21 protein-coding genes are annotated in these 16,378 nt (G+C 26.8%); 3 read left to right on the top strand and 18 right to left on the bottom strand.

The window, feature by feature from the left end; genetic code table 11:
• Positions 1–104 precede the first annotated feature (104 nt).
• On the top strand, positions 105–728 hold the full coding sequence (gene upp / locus CP965_RS00420; RefSeq protein ID WP_129060055.1) for a uracil phosphoribosyltransferase: 624 nt from the start codon (positions 105–107) through the stop codon (positions 726–728).
• Here upp and CP965_RS00415 read toward each other — a convergent pair.
• The 7 genes from CP965_RS00415 to CP965_RS00385 all read right to left on the bottom strand — a co-directional run bounded on the left by CP965_RS00415 (position 725) and on the right by CP965_RS00385 (position 6,098).
• Positions 725–1,495, bottom strand: coding sequence for a Rossmann-fold NAD(P)-binding domain-containing protein (locus tag CP965_RS00415; RefSeq protein ID WP_129060054.1), 771 nt, complete (start codon positions 1,493–1,495; stop codon positions 725–727). The genes upp and CP965_RS00415 overlap by 4 nt on opposite strands.
• Positions 1,495–2,295 carry an ion transporter gene (locus CP965_RS00410; protein WP_129060053.1) on the bottom strand — a complete coding sequence of 267 codons (801 nt, stop codon included), beginning with the start codon at positions 2,293–2,295 and terminating at the stop codon, positions 1,495–1,497. Before CP965_RS00410 ends, CP965_RS00415 begins: the two co-directional genes overlap by 1 nt.
• A 4-nt stretch (positions 2,296–2,299) precedes the next feature.
• On the bottom strand, positions 2,300–2,689 hold the full coding sequence (locus CP965_RS00405) for a DUF423 domain-containing protein (protein WP_129060052.1): 390 nt from the start codon (positions 2,687–2,689) through the stop codon (positions 2,300–2,302).
• Positions 2,690–2,743: 54 nt separating this feature from the next.
• Complete coding sequence (locus CP965_RS00400) at positions 2,744–3,010, bottom strand: hypothetical protein (protein ID WP_129060051.1); 267 nt, start codon at positions 3,008–3,010, stop codon at positions 2,744–2,746.
• Between the two features lie 135 nt (positions 3,011–3,145).
• Entirely contained in the window at positions 3,146–3,592 is a 447-nt protein-coding gene (locus CP965_RS00395; RefSeq protein WP_129060050.1) for a phosphoribosyltransferase, read from the bottom strand.
• A 9-nt stretch (positions 3,593–3,601) separates the two neighbouring features.
• Complete coding sequence (locus tag CP965_RS00390; protein WP_129060049.1) at positions 3,602–4,888, bottom strand: NCS2 family permease; 1,287 nt, start codon at positions 4,886–4,888, stop codon at positions 3,602–3,604.
• Between the two features lie 109 nt (positions 4,889–4,997).
• Entirely contained in the window at positions 4,998–6,098 is a 1,101-nt protein-coding gene (locus tag CP965_RS00385; protein ID WP_129060048.1) for an aminotransferase-like domain-containing protein, read from the bottom strand.
• Between the two features lie 124 nt (positions 6,099–6,222).
• Between CP965_RS00385 and CP965_RS00380 the strand changes: the two genes are divergently transcribed.
• Positions 6,223–7,062: an AraC family transcriptional regulator gene (locus tag CP965_RS00380; protein WP_228712645.1), complete on the top strand. Its 840-nt coding sequence runs from the start codon at positions 6,223–6,225 to the stop codon at positions 7,060–7,062.
• 35 nt (positions 7,063–7,097) lie between these two features.
• Positions 7,098–7,763, top strand: coding sequence for a leucyl/phenylalanyl-tRNA--protein transferase (aat, locus tag CP965_RS00375; protein ID WP_129060046.1), 666 nt, complete (start codon positions 7,098–7,100; stop codon positions 7,761–7,763).
• A 39-nt stretch (positions 7,764–7,802) separates the two neighbouring features.
• Here the strand turns inward: aat and CP965_RS00370 are convergent, their stop codons facing one another.
• The 11 genes from CP965_RS00370 to hypD all read right to left on the bottom strand — a co-directional run bounded on the left by CP965_RS00370 (position 7,803) and on the right by hypD (position 16,376).
• A complete protein-coding gene (locus CP965_RS00370; protein ID WP_129060045.1) occupies positions 7,803–8,024 on the bottom strand; it encodes a cold-shock protein in 222 nt (73 codons plus the stop codon).
• A 223-nt stretch (positions 8,025–8,247) separates the two neighbouring features.
• On the bottom strand, positions 8,248–9,435 hold the full coding sequence (locus tag CP965_RS00365) for a tetrahydrodipicolinate N-succinyltransferase N-terminal domain-containing protein (RefSeq protein ID WP_129060044.1): 1,188 nt from the start codon (positions 9,433–9,435) through the stop codon (positions 8,248–8,250).
• A 53-nt stretch (positions 9,436–9,488) separates the two neighbouring features.
• Entirely contained in the window at positions 9,489–11,336 is a 1,848-nt protein-coding gene (locus CP965_RS00360; RefSeq protein WP_129060043.1) for a primosomal protein N', read from the bottom strand.
• Positions 11,336–11,767, bottom strand: coding sequence for a type II secretion system protein (locus CP965_RS00355; protein WP_129060042.1), 432 nt, complete (start codon positions 11,765–11,767; stop codon positions 11,336–11,338). Before CP965_RS00355 ends, CP965_RS00360 begins: the two co-directional genes overlap by 1 nt.
• A 3-nt stretch (positions 11,768–11,770) precedes the next feature.
• The gene (locus CP965_RS00350) at positions 11,771–11,983 is read right to left on the bottom strand and encodes a hypothetical protein (protein WP_228712644.1); all 213 of its coding nucleotides are present in this window, start codon (positions 11,981–11,983) and stop codon (positions 11,771–11,773) included.
• Positions 11,970–12,173, bottom strand: coding sequence for a hypothetical protein (locus tag CP965_RS00345; protein ID WP_129060041.1), 204 nt, complete (start codon positions 12,171–12,173; stop codon positions 11,970–11,972). The genes CP965_RS00350 and CP965_RS00345 overlap by 14 nt, the downstream gene beginning before the upstream one ends.
• A 40-nt stretch (positions 12,174–12,213) precedes the next feature.
• On the bottom strand, positions 12,214–12,621 hold the full coding sequence (locus CP965_RS00340; protein WP_129060040.1) for a TerB family tellurite resistance protein: 408 nt from the start codon (positions 12,619–12,621) through the stop codon (positions 12,214–12,216).
• 92 nt (positions 12,622–12,713) lie between these two features.
• Positions 12,714–13,823 (bottom strand): ABC transporter substrate-binding protein, encoded by a 1,110-nt coding sequence (locus CP965_RS00335; protein WP_129060039.1) that lies wholly within the window; start codon positions 13,821–13,823, stop codon positions 12,714–12,716.
• Between the two features lie 93 nt (positions 13,824–13,916).
• Complete coding sequence (gene hypA, locus CP965_RS00330; protein WP_129060038.1) at positions 13,917–14,258, bottom strand: hydrogenase/urease nickel incorporation protein HypA; 342 nt, start codon at positions 14,256–14,258, stop codon at positions 13,917–13,919.
• Between the two features lies 1 nt (position 14,259).
• A complete protein-coding gene (gene hypE / locus CP965_RS00325) occupies positions 14,260–15,255 on the bottom strand; it encodes a hydrogenase expression/formation protein HypE (protein ID WP_129060037.1) in 996 nt (331 codons plus the stop codon).
• A complete protein-coding gene (hypD, locus tag CP965_RS00320; RefSeq protein WP_129060036.1) occupies positions 15,252–16,376 on the bottom strand; it encodes a hydrogenase formation protein HypD in 1,125 nt (374 codons plus the stop codon). Before hypD ends, hypE begins: the two co-directional genes overlap by 4 nt.
• Between the last annotated feature and the right edge of the window lie 2 nt (positions 16,377–16,378).

Raw genomic sequence — 16,378 nt, 5'->3', positions numbered from 1 at the left:
TATTTTAACTAAGACTGGGTTAATTTTTAGTAAATTTTAGTATAATTTATAAGCAATTTTAAGCTATTATTAAAGCTTAAAAATTAAATAATTAGGAATTTTATATGTATAAAGAAAGTACAAATGTAGTTGTAAAACATCTAGTAAATAGACTAAGAGATGTAAGAACTGCCTCTAATGAATTTAGACTTACAATTGAAGAATTATCAAGAATTATTGCGTCAGAAGCTTTAAGTGATTTTGAAACAGTTACACAAAATATAAATACTTGGCAAGGTTCTTTAGATGTAGAAATGCTTGAAGTACAAAAATTAGTTTTAGTTCCAATTTTAAGAGCAGGAGAACCTATGCTTACAGGTATTTTAAAAACTCTTCCTTATGCAAGAAGTGGTTTTTTAGCAATGAAAAGAGATGAAAAAACTGCCTTATCAAAACTTTTTTATGAAAATATTCCCCCTTTAGAAGATAAAACAGTTTTACTTTTAGATCCTATGATTGCAACTGGTGGGTCATTAATTGATGCAATTACTTATTTAAAAGAAAAAGGAGCAAAAAGAATTATTTCTTTAAATATTTTAGGTGCACCAGAAGGGATTAAAGCGGTACAAGAAGCTCATAAGGATGTTGATATTTATATTGCTCAAATAGATGAAAGACTTGATGATAATAAATATATTAGACCAGGTCTAGGAGATGCTGGGGATAGAGCTTTTAATACAAATTCTTAATATTTGTAAAATAAAGGATTTGGATATTTATATTTAAATCCCTCTTTTTCTATCTTACTTCCATCTATTAAACGTTCTTTATAAACTTTTTTGTTTTTAAAAATGGGTTTTTCAAAACCAAAATTTAAAGCATTTTTAAAATATATCTCTTTTCTAGTTGGGTGTTCACAACTACATAAATTATAAATACCTTTTAAGTCATTATCAAGTGCAAAGATAGTTGCTCTTATAATATCTTCTAAATGAACATAATTTACTTTTACATCTTCACTATCAAGTTCTTTTCCTGCAAAATATTTACCAGAAATTCTATTTGCACCCATTAGACCAGCACACCTAAAAATAAGATGTGTTTTATCTTTAATAGCCTCTTCTATTTTAAATATTTTACTTGATTTAGGATTATCAAAAACTTCATTTTCATCAAAAATTTTTGCTTCATCTGGATAAATTGAAGTAGAACTTATAAAAATGATTTTTTCTATCTTTTGTATTTTTTGGTGAGAATATATTTTTTCAAGAAAAGAAGAAAAATTATCAAACTTTGATGGAGGAAAATTTATAAAAAGGTAATCTGTTTCTAATAATTCATCTAAATTTTCAAGTGAGTCTTCATTTAAAATAAAAGGTATTAAGCCTTCATTTTGGAATTGCTGTTTTTTATCAAGTGTTCTAAGGGAAACTTTCACCTTATACTTATCTAATAATTTAAGAGCTAAAGGGTGACCAAGCCACCCTGTGCCCAAAATAGAAATTGTTTTTTTCATTATTCTTTCTTTTTTAATTCTTTAACTTCTTGTCTTAATGATTGAAGTTCTTCTAATAGTATATCTATTTTTTTACTATCTTCATGTACTTCATCATGAAAATCAGATTCTTGTATTTTTTGCATTTCTCCAATGATAACTGCAACAAATAAATTAAAAAATACAAAAGCTGCGATAATAACAAAGGATACAAAATAAATCCAAGCTAGAGGATAAACTTCCATTGCTTCATACATAACATCTGTCCAATCTTCAAAAGTTAAAACTCTAAAAAGTGTAAGCATTGATACTAAAAAGTCTTTCCATAAACCTGATGGTAATTCTTGGAAATAAAAATTTCCTATAATTGCATATATATAGAAAATTATAAACATTAAAATTACAATATCAATTATTGAAGGAATTGCTTTAATTAACATATCAATAATTGCTTTAAGTTCTGGTCTAGCAGTAAATAGTCTTAAAACTCTAAAGACTCTAAGCATCCTTGCAATTGCTGCAAAACCTGATTGTTCTAAAGGTAATAAAGTAATTACAACAATAGTAAAGTCAAAAACATTCCATCCAGATTTAAAAAAATTAATAAACTTTTTTTCTGCAACCATTTTAATTGCTATTTCAAAAATAAAATATATAGTTACAAAAATATCTGCAAGTTGTAAAAAAATTGCATAATTTGTTTCTACTTCATCAATAGTTTTAAAACCTAAAACAGAAGCATAAGCTAAAATAATAAAAGTTGTTAAATTAGAAAACCATTTGGCATCTCTAATTTGTTCAATCCTTTCAATTACATTCATTTATTTATTTATCCTTATAAAATGAAATTGCTAGTAAAATCCATGCAATAATTAAAAGTGTTCCTCCAATTGGAGTAATAGCTCCTAAAATAGGCATATTCAATATAACTAAAGCATATAATGAAAATGAAAAAATTATCATTCCTACTAAAATAAGCCAAGCTGCAACTCTTAATAGTTTTGAGTCTGGCTTTAAATACATCATAAAACAAGCTGCAAAAAGCCCTAATGTATTATAAAAATGATATTCTACACCAGTATTATATATAACTAATAACTGTGGTGAAACAATCGCTTTTAGACCATGTGCACCAAAAGCACCGATTGCAATGGCAAGAGCCATCATAATTGAAGATATTGTTAGAAATAATCTAACATTTTTATTTATAGCCATTTTTTTCCCTAAATTTTTTTGGGAAGTATAGCTAAAAAAGATTAATCGTTTTCTTTATTTTTTTTCTTTCTTTTTAGAAGAAAAACCTGCACCTTTTTTCTCTTTCTTAGTTAAATCTAATTCACCAATTAAAGTTTTATAATCAATGCCTTCTTGATTCATCTTTGCAAAACAAGCTGCTACAGCAGCAATTGCATTAGGAACCTGCTCTTTTTTCTTATATGATTGGATATTTTTTTCACTAACCTTAATCAAAGCTGTAAACTTTGGTATTGTAAGTTCTGCATCTAATAAAAGTTTTTTAAATTCAATAAAAGTCATAATGTCCTATTCCATAATTTAAATTTGTGAAAACATTATACTACAAATTCACTTGAAATTACTCTAAAATAGTAAATAATTATATATAAAGTATATAATTTATAGAGAAGTAAGTAGTTTAAAAGAATAAACTACTTACTTTACATCAACTTCCCAGAAAAAATCTATCCATTTATCAGCTTCTTTTACAGAATAATCTGGTTGTAAAACAGCTGTTTTTTTTCTAAAGATTGTTGCTAACTTAAACTCAACTTTTGGAAATTTTTCATGTAATACTTTTAAAATCTCTCTCATAGTCTCACCTGAGTCAACAATATCATCAATAATCAAAACTCTCTTTGCATGTGAAACATCAGGGATATTAAAAATATTAAAAGAATCTAATTTTAATTCCCCTTCATAATGTATAGAATTTAAAGCATACAGATTTCTCATATCCATTGCTTGTGCCATTAAATGTGCTAAAGTTAAACCACCTCTTGCTACTGCTAATAAAATATCTGGTTCAAAATCCCTACATTTATTAACTAAAACTTGAGTGTCATCTCTAAACTCTTCATAACCATAATAATATTTTTCCAAAAAAATTCCTTATAAAATAAATGCTAATAAACTAATAAATGTAATTGCTAAAATACCTAAATTCAAATCTTTATACTGATTTTTAGTTAATTTAATAATTGTATAAACTAAAAAACCTGCAGCAATACCATTTGTAATAGAAAAGGTTAAAGGCATTAAAACTACTATAAAAAATGCCCCTGCACTTGTTGCTAAATCAGTATCTTCAAAGTTAATTTTTCCAAGTTCTGTAAACATCAATACCCCAACAACTACAAGAACTGGATAAATTGCATTTCCTGGAATTGATTTAAATAAAGGTAACATAAACAGTGTGCAAACAAAAAATAAAGCAGTAAAAACAGCAGTTAAACCTGTTCTTCCCCCATCTTCTACTCCTGCTGCACTTTCAATAAAAGCAGTAGTTGTAGAAACACCTAATAAGGAACCAGCTGTAGTCGCCATGGCATCTGCTTCTAATGTTTTTTGTAAAGATTTATCATTTTTATTATTTTCTTGAAATAGTTTTGCTCTTGTTCCAACTCCTGTCAAAGTACCCAAAGTATCAAACATATCTGTAATTAAAAAAGTAATAATCACAGGAAGTAAAGATAATGTCAAAGCACTAGCAATATCAAGTTCTAAAGCAATAGGAGTAATCGAAGCTGGTGCACTAAATAGCTCTTTTGGAATATCGCCAAGTCCTGATATCCAGGCAACAATTGAAGTTAAAGCAATAGAAAGGACAAAAGCTCCTTTTACTCTATAAGAATAAAAAGCAAAAGCTAAAACTAGACCTAATACACCTAATAATACATTTGGTTTAGAAAAATCTCCTAAAGAAACCAAAGTTGCAGGATTATCAACAATCATTCCCATTTGCTTTAATCCAATAAATGCAATAAAAGTACCAATACCTGCAGAAATAGCACGCCTTAAATTCATAGGTATTGAAGTCATTATCCAAACTCTAAAATTTGTAAAAGATAAAATCACAAATAAAATCCCTGAAATAAAAACTATTCCTAAAGCAGTTTGCCATGGTATTTTCATTCCTAATACTAAACCATATGAAAAATAGGCATTTAATCCCATTCCTACAGACATTGCAATAGGAGTATTTGACCATATTCCACTAAATAAAGTGGCTAGAATAGTAATTAAAGCTGTTGCAGTAATAACAGCTTCCATAGGAAGCCCTGCATCAGCTAAAATAAAACCATTTACAGGGACAATATACATCATTGTTAAAAATGTTGTAAACCCAGCAGACAACTCTGTGAAAACATCTGTTTTATGTTCTTTTAGCTTAAACATAAATTTGTCCTTAAAATTAAAAATTAAGGAAAAATTATACAAAAAAACAACTCTATTTCTACTAAAAAAATGTATAAAATATACAACTTTTTAGCATTAAATAATTTTATTATTTATTAATATTTGAACTAATGATTTTAATTCCCCTTTCTATTTCTTCAAAAGTAGAGTTTGTATAATTAAATCTTGCAAAATTTGATTCTTTTTCATCTTTAAAAAAAACCTTTGCAGGAACAAATGCAACATTATTTTCTAAAGCTTTTTTTGCTAGAGCAAAACTATCTTCCTCAAATTCGCCATAAATAAACATTCCTCCTTTTGGTCTTTTAAAAGTAAATGAAGGAAGATATCTTTTTAAGCATTTAGCCATAAATTTCATCTTTTTTTCATACTCTTTTCTAATAATTGCAATATGTTCAAATAGTTTATTGTCTTCTAAATATTGATTTAAAATCATTTGGCTTAAAATTGAAGTATGTAAATCCAAAGACTCTTTTGCAACTAAAAGTTTTGAAATATTTTCCTTTGAAGTTCTAATCCAACCTACTCTAAGTCCTGGTGCAACTATTTTTGAAAAAGAACCTAAATGGAAACTATTTTTAACTTTTGAAGCTAATGGTATTTTTAACTTACCATCAAATGACAATAAAGAATAAGCACCATCTTCTATTAAAAAAGCTTTTTTCTCATTTATAACTTTTGCATAATCTTCTCTTTTTTTTGCAGAAATAGATTTTGTTGTTGGATTTGAGAAATCACTCATAATATAAACACAATCATTTTTTTCTAAACTCTTTTTTAAAGAACTTAAATTTTTATATTCATAAATTTCCTTATCAAGGATCTTAAAACTTCCTAATGCCCCAATATAAGTTGGACTTTGAACAAATAAACTTTTATCAATAAATGTTTTACTAATAATATCAAAAGCTTGTTGTGAACCTGAAGTTATTAAAATTTCATCTTTTGTTGTAGGAAAAGATAAATATTTTGTATAAATTTCTGCAATTTTTTCTCTTAAATTATCATCTCCAATAGATTTACTATATTGTAAACATTTAGAAGTTTCGAAAACTTTATTACTAGCTTCTTTTAATTGTTCTAAAGGGAAAAGACTATCATCAGGTAATCCTCCAGCAAAGGAGATTGTCTGCTCATTTATTGCATCTAATATTTCCCTAATATAAGACCTTTTCAACTCTTTTTTCATAATTTGCCTTTTTTTATTTAAGTATAATACAAATAGTTTTTTTATTCTTTATCCTAAATTTCATTTTTTTTGTTCTATATTGCTATTTTTTTGTTATAATAGTTTTATGAAAAAAGATACAAAAATGTTTAGATCAAAAGTTGTTAATGATTCAATCTTTTATATCTATACACATATTTCAACAAATATCACTTTAGATGAACTTGCAAAGAATGTCTCTGTAAGTAAATATCACTTTCATAGAATATTTAAAGAAGAAACAGGAAATAACATTTTTGAAATGATTACTTCTATAAGACTACAAAAAGCTGCAAATTTACTTATTGTAAATAAATATTCTACCATAAGTGAAGTGGCAAATGTATGTGGTTTTTCTTCCCATTCTTCTTTTATTAAAGCTTTTAAAAAAGTATTTAATTATACTCCAAAACAGTGGAGAATAGATGGTTATAAAAAATTTTCTGAACAAATATTAAAAGATTATGACAGTATAAAAGAAATTGAAAAAATAGAACCTATAATTAAACCTTGTGATAGTATTAAATGTATTTATCTTAGACATAAAGGATATGGAGAAGATATAGAAAACACTTGGCAAAGATTAAGGTCTTTAGCTTATGAGCTAGATATTAAAAACCCTTTACAAATTGGTATTCAACATGACAATCCAACAATAACACCCAAAGATAAAGCTTCTTATGTTGCTTGTATAAAAGTAGAAAAAGAGTATAAAAATCTTCCAATATTAGAAATACCTAGCAGTATTTGTGCTATTTTCAAACTAAAAGGGAAATATGGAGATGTTTTAAAATTCATGTCTTATATTTATAACGAATGGCTTCCAAATTCAGGCTATGAAGCAAAGACTTTCCCTCCTTATTCTATTTATGAAAAAAATCACTTTTTAGATGAAAATAAACACTTTATTTTAGATTTCTATCTACCTATAAAAGTCATATACTAATATTTCATTTAATCATATTTAGATACTATTCTTTTATGAAACTTTTAGAGCCTATAGAAAAAATTTATTTACTTGAAGAAAACAGTTTTGATTTTCCAACTTTAGATATGATGAATAATGATTTAGTTGCAATTGGCGGGGATTTTCACCCCCAAAGATTGATTAATGCTTATGAAAATGGTTTATTTCCTTGGTTTATTGATGAGTATAATCATATCCATTGGTTCAGTCCCCAGAAAAGAATGATTTTATATCCCCATGAATTTAAAGTATCAAAAAGTTTAAGAAGAACAATTAATAATAAAGGTTATATTGTAAAGACAAATGAAAACTTTCAAGAGGTTATGAAAAACTGTGCAAGTATAAAAAGAAAACACGAAGATGAAACTTGGATTGATAAAAACTTTATTCAAGCATATACAAATCTTCATAACTTAGGCTATGCTTATTCTATTGAAACTTATTTAAATGATAAATTAGTAGGTGGTTTATACGGCGTTTTAATTGATAATGTTTTTTGTGGAGAAAGTATGTTTGCAAAAGAAAAAGATGCTTCTAAAGTCGCTTTTTATTATCTTTGTAAACAAGCTGAAGAAAACGATATTAAACTTATTGACTGTCAAGTTCATAATAATCATCTTACAAGTTTAGGTGCAAAAGAAATACCTAGAGAAGAATATTTCAAGCTATTAAAGTCATAAAAGAATTTAAGTATTTCTTAAATTCTTTTATTTGCTAAATTATGAAAGTTCAACGCTTTTTGCGTGCTCACCTTTTTCATTTTGACCAATTTCGAAAGTAACTTTTTGACCATCATCTAAAGAAACTCTTCCATAACCATTGTTTTGAGAAACTTCACTATAATGAACAAATAAGTCTTTACTTCCATCTTCTAATTGGATAAATCCAAAACCTTTTTCACTATTGAACCATTTTACAGTTCCATTATATTTTGTTGACATAAAAATCCTTGTTTTTGTATTACTTCATTTGAAGCGTTTTTGTTAAAGTATAAATTTGATTTTTCAATTTGAAAGTTAAATATTAAAAGTCTTAATAAAAAGCAGACAAAGAAAAAGTACTAATTTTCTTTATGAGAGATATTATAACTAAATAAAAAATTAATTGCAAATTTTTTATCTTAGTTTAACAAAAGAGAAAAAAATTTCTCTTTTATTTAAAGTTTTAGTGTAAATCAGCGTTTAATTTAACTTCTCTAGTTGATCTCATAGCAATTGTTTGACCAGTTTGAGAATTAACTCTAAAGTGTACTCCATTAACACCTTGGAAATCCATACCTTTCATAACAGTAGAAATCTCTTTACCTGGGTTAATCTCTTTTAATTGCTCAACAGCTTTTTCAGAAAGAGTGATTTTAGTACCTGGTAAAATTGTTACACCTGCATCTAAGATACAAGAATCACCAATAGCAGTACCAGTACAAGAATTAGCACCTAATAATGTGTTATCTCCAATAGTTACAGGAACACCATCTGTTCCAGAAAGAACACCAAGAATTGAAGCTCCTCCACCAACATCAGAACCAGCACCAACTTTTGCACTTGAAGAAATTCTACCTTCAACCATAACAGCACCTTCAGTACCTGCATTAAAGTTAATATATGCAGCACCTGGCATTACAGTAGTTCCAGCTGCTAATTGAGCACCAAATCTTACTTTATTTGTATCTAAAATTCTTGTATTATCAGCAGGAATTACATGGTCTAAAAATTGTGGGAATTTATCAACTTTTGTAATACTAGGAAATTTACCAGATAATTTTAATGTAATTTCATTTTCTCTTAGCCAATCTAATTCAATTGGTTGATTTCCAACCCAAGCACTATTGTGTAATTGACCAAATGCACCATCAAGATTTAAACTTCTAAGTGCTGCTTTTCCAGTTGATAAAGCATAAAGTTTTAAATATACAGACTCTGCACTTACTGGATTTGTATCTTCAAAAATAAAAACAACTCTATAATCATCAGCAGTAAGTCCTGAATCAATTGGTAAAGAAGCTAATGTAGAAATAACTTGAACATTTTTGTGCTCTTGTCCTTTTGCTTCTGGAATGTATGGTCTAAAAGACTCAATACAAGTTGTTAAAAATTTATCACTAATACTAAATACTAACTCAGATTTAGAAGTATCAATATTTTCACCAGCTTCTTTTAATGCATTTAAAAAAACTGCTGCACTTCCATAATTTTCTTCCCAGTTTACTACAGGATATGAAGCTTGTAAAATTTTTTCTTTGTTTAATTGTCCTCTATCAACTTTTGCAATACCAAAACCAATTGGATTTTTATACCAGTCTTGAGATTGAATATTTGCTACTAATTCTTTAAAATCATCTTTTGTAAAAGCCATTAATTTTCCTTATAATTTTTTGTGGATTATACAATAAAGAGACTAAAGATTAATTAATAAACAGTATCCATGTCAATTATTGCCATAGAAGATGTAATTGAGTGCAAAGCTTGAAGTAAGGCTTTGACATTTGAAGAACGTAAAATAATTTCATATCTATATTTATTTGCCATTTTAAAAATAGGAGACTGCCCAAAACCAACTACCTGAATATTCTCTTTTTGTTTTAAGATTTTTACATATTTATCTAATTCATCTTTTACTTTTAAGCCATTTGTATGAGCAAATATGACTTTTGCCATTTTTAAATAAGGGGGATAAAGCTCTTGCCTAAACTCTAACTCTTCTTCTAAAAACTCTTGATAATCATTATTTTGTAAATAATCAGAAAAAAATTCAGAATTTTGAGTTTGAACAATAACTTCTCCATCACCTTTTCTTCCACTTCGTCCTGCTATTTGGATTAGTAAAGATAATGCTTTTTCCCTTGCTTTATATGAATTCATATTTAAAATAGAGTCTATTCCAAGGACAACTGCTAGTTTTACATTATGATAATCATGCCCCTTTGATAACATTTGAGTTCCAACTAAAATATCAATTTTATTATTGTTAAAGTCATTTAAAACAGTTTTCAATTTACTATCAGTTTTTATTTCATCTCTATCAAAACGTTTAATAATTTTATCAGGGAACTCTTCATTTAGTTTTTCTTCTATTTGTGCTGTACCAACTCTTAAGTTATGTATAACACCATTATTACATGAAGGACAAACTTCAGGTATTTTTTGAGTATATCCACAATAATGGCATTTAAGAGCTAAATCATTTTTATGTAAGCTCATAGAAACAGAACAATAAGGACATTCAACTGATTTTCCACATGAAGTACAAATTTGATATTTATAATTTGCTCGTGTTGGTAAAAAAACTATTACTTGATTTTCATTTGCTATTGTTTGTTTTATTTTATTTAAAATTCTTGGTGACAAATCTTGTGAAGAATCATCAAATTCCACTCTTTTTCTAGTATCAAAAAAAGTCTCTTTTAACCTATAAAAAGGTAGTTTTAAAAAAGAAGAGATAGAAGCTGTAGCACTTCCTAAAATAAGTCTAATATCATATTTTTTAGCAATGTATATACTTAAATCTTTTGCTTGATATCTTGGTTTTGAATCACTTTTGTATGAATCATCATGTTCTTCATCTACTACTATAAGTTTTAAGTTTTTGTAAGGTAAAAAAAGTGCAGACCTAGCACCTGCAATTAATTTTATTTTTCCTTCTTGTAAATCTTGTAAGATAGTTTGTTTTTTCTTTTTTGTGATTTTAGAATGCCAAATTGCAACTGAAGAGGAAAATACTTTATCTAGTCTTTTTTGCATTTGAGGAGTTAATGAAATTTCGGGCATAAGAAGAACAGCTTGTGAACCTTCATTTAATATTTTTTCTATAGTTTTAATATAAACTTCTGTTTTACCACTTCCAGTATTTGCAAAAAGTAAAGCTTGCTTTTTTTCTTCACAAAAAGAAAATGCCTCTTCTTGTTTTTTTGATAACTGAATATTTGAATCAAACTTTTCATTATCAATTTCCAAAGAAATACTTTTGTTAAAAGGAGAAAAAATAGATAAGGCTTCTCCTAAAGAACAGACATAATATTGAGAAATAAATTTTGCAATTTCAAGCATTTTTTTATCAAAAAAATAATCTGTAATACTTACTATATCACTGCAAGTAAACTTAGGTTTATCAACTTTTTTTATAACTACAGCTTCAGAAAGATTTTTTCTATTTCTTAATGAAACTTCTACTTTAACTCCTAATTCAAGTTCTTCTTCTGTTTGAAAAGTTAAAGGTTCTAAAGGTGACTTTAACAAAGATAATTCATAGTAATTCATTATTCAAACTCTTTACAAAGATTTATTTCACTTAAACAAGAAAAAGCATTATTTTTATATTCAAATTCTAAATATTTATTTGACGTAAAATATATCTTATATTTATTAGAAGATATTTTTATCCATTTCCCTAAATCTTTTCTTATACTATTTGTTGAAAGTAAAGGTATTTGTAAAATATTTTCAAATAACAATACTTTTTCTTTTTCAACTAATGCTTCATCTAACTTGGTAAGTATATTTTGATTTAGCAATATTTTTTTTGAGTTTATTTTATTTATTGAGTTTCTTATTAAAGAAATTTCTGCTTTTATACTAGTTTTATAAGCACTATTCAAAGAATCATCAAATTTACCCATAAAAAAAGAAAGAATAATTGAAATGATTAATAAAACAAAAATTATTTCTAATAAAGAAAAAGCTTTACTCATAATTTAAAGATTAGGAAGCTTATTAGAAATAGTTTCAATGTCATCTTTTAGTTTTATATGTTCTTGAGAAATCCTAATATATGCTGCTAACAACTCTTTTGTATCTAAGTTTTTATCTGTTGATAAATATCTTGTTATTTCATCTTTTAATTTATCATCTATATTTATAGTATATGCCATATTATTTATATGAAAAGTCACTTTATTTTCCACCACTCTTTGCCTCAACAAATGTTAAAGTACTATCAATTTTTAAAAGCATGTCTTGATTATTTCTTTCCAAGGCATCATTTTTATTCTTTAAATCATCAAGGTCTCTTTTTAATAATTCATTTTCTTTTTTAATAAGCTCATACTCATGCACAAGCTTTTCAATTTTTTTATTTAATATATTGATGATTTCCATGAAAATATTTTATCCTATTTTTCCAATTAATTTATTTAAATTAATTTATATCATCTATAAAAAGCTTCCCTTGGGTATATAAAGCAGCTACTGCTTTCCCCCATTGAGAATAAAACTCTAAATCTTTTTGAGAAAAATTAAAAAGCTTATTTATTTTTAATATTAAATTTCTCTCTTCAAAATCAAATTTATCATCAGCATGAATAAGAATCATCAACTCTAATAAAACTATTTTTTTACTCTTATTACTTCTAAAATCACTTAAAGTTTTTTCTAAATCAAAATCTTCTAAAATAAAAGTATCATCATTTTCAATACCCATTTCTGCACAATATTCTAAAATAACTTCTTGTTCTTTCTTTCCATAATCATTATCAACTCTTGCTAAATAATGTGCTAATTGTAAAAATGAAAATTTTTCTCTTGGTTCTAATTTCATTAAAAGCATTTCTATCCTATTTTTTAATATATTTTATAATTTTAATCAACTAAGGTTAATAATAATTAAATACTTTGTGTACTTAATGTGAATTTTCAAATCTAGGGATTTACAATATCCTTATAAATCATTTTTTTATCTTTAATCTGTTTAATTACTGCCGATCTGTTAGCATTTCCAGAAGAATCAATAGTAATTTGACCTGAGAAACCATCAAAGTTTATTGTATTTTTTATTTCTCTATTAATACAGGCTTTATCTTTAGGATTTAAACATTTATTTATTGCATTAATAAGAATATTATATGCATCAGCTCCTAAAACAGTAAAAGAATTAACTTCTTCTTTTTTTGTAGTTTCTTGATAATATGAAATAAAATCCTTTGCCTTTTTAGAAGTAGGATGTTTATAATCAAAAAAATCAGTGAACATATATCCTTCAACAGCATCTTTACCTAATTTTATAAAAGTTTCATTTGCCACTCCATCTCCTGAAAAAAGAGGTATTTGAATATTCTCTTTTTTTAATTCTCTTGCAATGATTGAAGCTTCTGGATGATATAGAGGTAAAAAAATAAAATCGGGACTTAATTTTTTTATATCTGTTATAAGTTTATTAAAATCTTTATTTCCTGATTCAATTTCTATTTTTTTTAATAATTTCCCTTCTTTTTTTTCAAAAATTTTTTTAAAAGAATTTGATAAACCAAAAGAATAAACCTGTGCTTTATCTACTACAACAATAGCTGTTTTATAATTTTGTCTTATTGCATAATTAGCAATAACTTCTCCTTGAAAAGAATCAGAAAAGCATACCCTACTTGCATATTCACTTAAATTTATTAGATTATCATTTGTTGCAACAGGGATTATAACTGGGGTTTTATATTTGTTAGCTATTTTTATGGTTTCTTCACTATTTGTTGAAGTTAATGCCCCTAATATAGCAACAACTTTTTCATCTTTTATAAGTTTTAAAGCAGCTTTTCTTGTCTCCTCTTTAAAACCTTTATTATCAATTAAAATTAGTTTTATTTTATTTCCATTTTTTAAAGTACTTTGTAAATTATAAGCTAATGAGACACCTTTGTTTGTATCCTTCCCATAGATTGACAAAGGACCTGACATTGGCATTATTGCCCCAATTTTTATTTCTTCTGCAAATAATAAATAAAAATCAAATAAAAAAAATAAGACTAATAACCTTTTCATTTTCTCTCTTTAAAAAATTTGATTAAAAGATTATCATAAATTAGCAATAATTCTAATTTAATTATATATAAATTACAAAAAAATAATTTTTAATTAATTCATTTCCAAACTCATCAAAAACATATCTTCCCCATCTATTACCTTAACTTGAGTTGAATTACATTTAGGGCAAGAGAATTCATTTTTTTCTAAAGTTGAGTCTGTATTACAGGATAAGCAACTTATTACAACTTTTTGATGATTTATTATAAATTTAGCATTTTCACAGACAGTTTTCTCTTTGAAAGTATCAAATGCAGTTTGAAGTAAATCTGGTTCTACTCCACTTAAAACTCCAATTTTTACTACAACTTTTGTGACATTTGTTGAATCATTTTGTCTAGCGTGTTCCTCGCAAGACTCTAAAAGGGACTGTACAATACTATATTCATGCATATTAACAAATCCTTGGCAATAACTCACCTGTTGGTAAATCAATAAATCTTTGTGTACCCCAAGCAGTATTTAATACAACTTTTTCTCGATGTAAAGTACTTGCTTTTCCTATAATCTGAGCTTCTTTTGAAGTATCAATTTCTTTTAAAACTTTTAAAGCTTTTTGAACTTCATCTTTTGATATTGCCATTACAAAAGTTCCTTCATTTGCTAAACTTAAAGCCTCAAAACCTAAAAGTTCGCAAATCCCATTAACCTCATCACAAACTGGGATTTTCTCTTCTTCAATTTCAATACAAATATTTGATTGCTTTGCCCATTCGTTCAAAACAGCACTAACTCCACCTCTTGTTGCATCTCTTAAGGCTCTTATTTTTATACCACTATCAATAAGCTTTTTTACAACTGGCCATAATGACGCACAATCAGATTTTAAAGAAGTTGAAAAATCAATTCCTTCTCTGCTTGCAAAAATTGTTGCCCCATGTTTTCCTATTGAGTTTGATACTAAAATCATATCTTCTTCTTGAATGTTGTTTGAAGATATTCCTTTTTGTTGTATTTGCCCTATTCCAGTTGTATTTATAAATATTTTATCTACACTTCCTCTTGGTACTACTTTTGTATCTCCACTTACTACAATAGCTCCATTTACTTCAAGCTCTTTTTTCATACTTGCAACAATTCTTTTTAAAGTTTCAACTTCAAAACCTTCTTCAATAATAACTGAGCAAGTAAGATATTTAGGCTTAGCTCCCATCATAGCTAAATCATTACAAGTACCACAAACAGCTAACTTACCAATATCTGCCCCAGGAAATTCTATAGGACTTACAGTAAAAGAATCTGTTGAAAAAGCTAAAGTTCCATCTTGAATAATTGCTGCATCTTCACTTTTTGCTAAAATCTCATTTTCAAAAGCTTTATAAAAAATCTTTGAAATAAGTTCATTATTTTCTTGCCCACCATTACCATGAGCTAATGTAATTGTTTTCATAACAAATTCCCATATTTATAATAAGCACTACAAGCACCTTCACTACTTACCATACAAGAGCCTAAAGGTGAGCTTGGTTTACAGGCTTTCCCAAATACCTTACAATCATTTGGTTTAGCAACGCCACGCATTATATCTCCACAAATACATAATTTATGATCATCTATTTCTTCATTTGGTAAAATATCTTTATAGATTAATTCAGCATCTAAAAAAGCATATTCATCTTTTAATTTTAAAGCTGAATTTGGAATATCTCCTAATCCTCTCCATCTAAAATGTTCTGCTTTTATAAAATATTTATCATTTAATTTTTGAGCTGCTAGATTCCCATCATATGAAACTGCTCTTGAGTATTCAATTTCCAGTTCACATTTATTTTCATTAAACTGTTTTACTAAACTCAAAATTGATTGCATCACATCAACTGGTTCAAAACCTGCTACAACTACTGGTTTATTGTATTCTGTTACAAACTCTTCATATATTTTTGAACCTGTAATTACACTAACATGAGAAGGTCCAATAAAAGCATCTATTTTACAGTCTTGATTATCTAATAATACTCTCATAGGTTCAGGAACTGTTATATGATTTATATGAAAATAGATATTGTCTATTTTATTTTTTATAACGTGTTCTAAAAGTGCAGCAGTCATTGGAGTTGTTGTTTCAAAACCTATTGCAAAAAAGATTATCTTTTTATCTTTATTCTCATTTGCAATTTTTATAGTATCTAAAGGAGAGTAAACAAATCTTACATCAGCACCTTTACTTCTTGCATCTTGCAAACTTCCACGACTACCTGGAACTTTTATCATATCTCCTAATGTTACTAAAATTACATTTTCTTGTAAACTTAAAAGATAAGCATGGTCTATTCTTTCTTTTGGCATCACACAAACAGGACAACCAGGACCATGAATAAATTCAATATTCTCAGGTAACAATTGGTTAATTCCATATTTCATAATAGTATGGGTATGTCCCCCACAAACTTCCATAATATTTATTTTTGTATTAAGTTTTTTAGCTTCTTTGTCAAGTAGTCTCTTTAAAGCCTTTATAGTTTGAGGATTTCTAAAACCATCATATAAGTCTTTTAACTTCAATTGTTCCATAA

Origin of the sequence: Halarcobacter mediterraneus, assembly GCF_004116625.1 — a bacterium.
Taxonomy (GTDB): Bacteria; Campylobacterota; Campylobacteria; order Campylobacterales; family Arcobacteraceae; genus Halarcobacter; species Halarcobacter mediterraneus.
This window is presented reverse-complemented; position numbering and strand designations above follow the sequence as displayed.